The sequence below is a fragment of the Planktothrix sp. FACHB-1355 genome (assembly GCF_014748295.1).
In the GTDB taxonomy this organism is placed as follows: domain Bacteria; phylum Cyanobacteriota; class Cyanobacteriia; order Cyanobacteriales; family Aerosakkonemataceae; genus Aerosakkonema; species Aerosakkonema funiforme_A.
The window spans coordinates 1-3,200 of sequence record NZ_JACJUP010000858.1 but is presented as its reverse complement, the minus strand read 5'-3'; the positions used below and the strand labels follow the sequence as shown (position 1 = coordinate 3,200).

Annotated in this window: 3 protein-coding genes; 1 reads left to right on the top strand and 2 read right to left on the bottom strand. The window is 49.6% G+C overall.

Annotated elements, in window-relative coordinates; all coding sequences use genetic code 11:
* Positions 1 to 203 (bottom strand): DUF2839 domain-containing protein (locus H6S82_RS26055; RefSeq protein WP_191056941.1); only part of this gene is annotated, 203 nt, incomplete at its 3' end.
* Between the two features lie 122 nt (positions 204 to 325).
* Complete coding sequence (locus H6S82_RS26050) at positions 326 to 1,873, bottom strand: ATP-dependent DNA helicase (protein WP_190460940.1); 1,548 nt, start codon at positions 1,871 to 1,873, stop codon at positions 326 to 328.
* A 223-nt stretch (positions 1,874 to 2,096) separates the two neighbouring features.
* On the opposite strand from H6S82_RS26050, the gene ctpA reads away from it, so the two are divergent.
* Positions 2,097 to 3,200, top strand: a 1,104-nt coding sequence (gene ctpA / locus H6S82_RS26045) for a carboxyl-terminal processing protease CtpA (RefSeq protein ID WP_191056942.1), incomplete at its 3' end; no start/stop codon positions are given.

Below are 3,200 nucleotides of genomic sequence, written 5' to 3'. Positions count from 1 at the left end.
TGCCACCAACCGAAAGCAGGCCCTATAAACCGCACGCTCACCCAGAAAACGACCAGTAAGCCAATGCCTATCCAGGTACTGCGATTTACCCACTTAGAAATCTCTTGTGCCTGAGATTTCGTCAACGGGAGCCAGGGGACAAGGGAAGGTTCTTGCCCGTATTTATCTCCGAGAGTGGCTTTACGCCGTTTCGCTTCGCCCATGACTTTAAGAACTAACTTCTATACTTTGGCTTGATGATAGCGTTTGTCTTCCGGCGGTCGCCAAGTTTTTGACAAAAATACAACCATATGCACACAATTTAAGAGATTATTGCCGTATTGAATTAATTATCGGAACTCAAAAAGTTGAGGTCTAAATAGTCGATGCGGGCGAACGGAGAGAGAGCTGCCAGTACCTGCTGACCGTAGCTGCGGTGAATGGCACGGCTGTCCAGCAAAGCGATCGCGCCCTGAGTTTCTCGTACCGGAGCGATCGCTCTAGCAAGAGAGTTGAGAGTTTCCGGCAACAGATACAAGCGAAACCAATCCTGACGCTGTTGCTTGTAATAAGCAACGCGACCGGCAACCAAAGGATTTTCCAGAGATGGGATCGGCAAACTAGCGATCGCGAGCAAATGCGGTGCTGGAAGGACATTCTGATACTCAAGCCAGAATTCCCAACCTGTGACCAAAATGCCATTCTCATCCAAACAAGTTTTTTCCACCTGAACCCGCGAGCCAAACTCAGCTGCCAGGGTTGCCGCCACCTGAGCCTTCAGCGGCATATCGCTCACCAACAAAACCGTCAGCCCTCGTACCGCCGTACTCACAATCAGCAATCTGCGAATCTCCAACAAGAGCGCAGATTGAAATTGGGGCGTGTTGGGCATAGGTAACCCATCTGGTAAATACAGATGAATTAATTCATTGTGACGATCGGCAGAAAACTTCACACAAGTCAATTCTCCCAAACCCAGACGCTGGCGATAAATAGGAGCCTCTGCCTCCAACTCCAAAGCACCGCCAATTAAAACCACAGGTTGCTGCTGCCATATGCCGCTAAGAGTTGAAGCTACATCCACAGGAGCGCAGTACAAAGAAAACTGGCCTTGTCGTCGGGCAATTTCAGCCCAGACTAGCTGCCCATCACTTTGAAATCGCTGCCAAAAAATTCTCCACGCATCCGGTAAATCCCCGTCAGAAGGGGAAAAATTTTCTTCTGCGTCTTCTGATCCTGTCAATTTTTCATACAAATGCTTCAAGATATCTTGCTCTAAAGGCTCGATCGGATAGCATTCGTAGGGGTTAGTAGGATGCTGAAACACTGCCTTTGTCAGTTGCACTCGTGCATTGCGAATCGCCTTCGCCTGGGATGGTTTCGCCAACATCAATTCGTCCCAGTTGCCCGGTGCGATCGCCGCAGTCAGCCGTAAGCGAGTCCAAGTTTCCAAATCGTCAACACCATCTACGATGGTGGGAATGCCCGCGCCAAAACGGTTTTGGTTCGTCAGCCGATCGAAGAGCCATGCTTCTGGAGAAGTGAGTAACAGTCCCTGGAAATCCGCGTCAGGCAAAGCGTCACCCGTTCGGATCGCCTTCCGAGTCCGAATCCACCCCAACAGCTGGGGTATTTCCACTTTCAGCAGACGCTGCTGCACCGATTCCGTTGCTACCAGAATAACTGGCCCCGGCCAGATCAAGGCTGGTGCCAGGTAACTCAGGCGATACCGCACGTTTATTCCTGCGGGAACTCCTACCTGAATCAAGGCGCTCCGCCCCAGTCGCAACGCTCGTGCCACCAGCCTTGCCATCGTTAAATGATGGGGCCAGTGTCCTGCACCTAGCGATCGCAGGAACGCTCGCAGTGAGTTGTGTACTTCTACCTCAATCACGATTTCAATAAATTCTTGTACTGACTTCAGTCTGACACAAGCCTGGGAGCGGGGGAGTAGGGGAGTGGGGGAGCGGGGGAACTCTTGAGCGAAAGAATGAATATTTTTCTTTTTCCCTTTTCCCTTTTCCCTCTTCCCCTCTTCCCTAACCCCTAACCCCTAACCCCTAGTTTTTTGACTTTTGACTTTTGACTTTTGTAAAATGAAGTCTAAAATTTGTGCTATGAAAAAACGCTTCTTTAGGTTCGGATTCCTACTACTCCTATCGGTTGTTTTTGTCTTCGGCTGGTGGACGCCGCCTGCCTCTGCTTTTACAGACGAACAAAAGATAATAGCAGAAGTATGGCGAATTGTCAATCAGTCCTATGTTGATGACACTTTCAATCATCAAAACTGGTGGTTAGTGCGCCAAAAGGCACTAAAACAACCTCTCAAAAATCGCGAGGAAGCATACGCAGCAATTGGACAAATGCTGGCAAGTTTGGCAGATCCTTTTACGCGACACCTCCAACCCGACCAATATCGGAGTTTGCAGGTCAACACTTCTGGAGAACTGACGGGTGTGGGACTGCAAATTGCCCTGGACGAAGAAACTGGAGAGTTGCAGGTGTTGTCGCCGATCGCAGGTTCGCCAGCGGAACGGGCAGGGATTCAACCGCGCGATCGCATTCTGGAAATTGATGGTTTGTCAACAAAAAATATTAGCCTTGACGAAGCTGCTGCGCGTATGCGCGGCCCCATTGGCACTAACGTTACCCTCAGAATAATACGAGATAAGACAGAACCGCAAGAAATTAAATTGGTACGCGATCGCATCGCCCTCAATCCAGTGTTTGCAGAATTGCGTACTCAACCAGAAGGATTGCCATTTGGCTACATTCGCCTCAATCAGTTTAACGCTAACGCCACTCAAGAGCTAGCTAACGCGATCGCTCGCTTAGAGCAAGAAGGAGCTGAAGCTTACATTTTAGACCTGCGGAACAATCCAGGCGGCCTCTTGCAATCCGGAATCGAAATTGCTCGCCTTTGGTTGGATAAAGGCACTATTGTTTATACAGTCAATCGCCAAGGAATCATCGGCAGTTTTGATGCCACGGGATCTGCACTTACCAAAGATCCCCTAGTAGTATTGGTCAATCGCGGTACCGCCAGTGCCAGCGAAATCCTTGCCGGTGCATTGCAGGACAACCATCGCGCTTTCCTTGTCGGCGAAAAAACCTTCGGGAAAGGCTTAATTCAATCATTGTTTGACCTCTCGGATGGATCTGGATTGGCTGTTACCGTCGCTAAGTACGAAACCCCAAACCATCACGATATCAACAAGTTA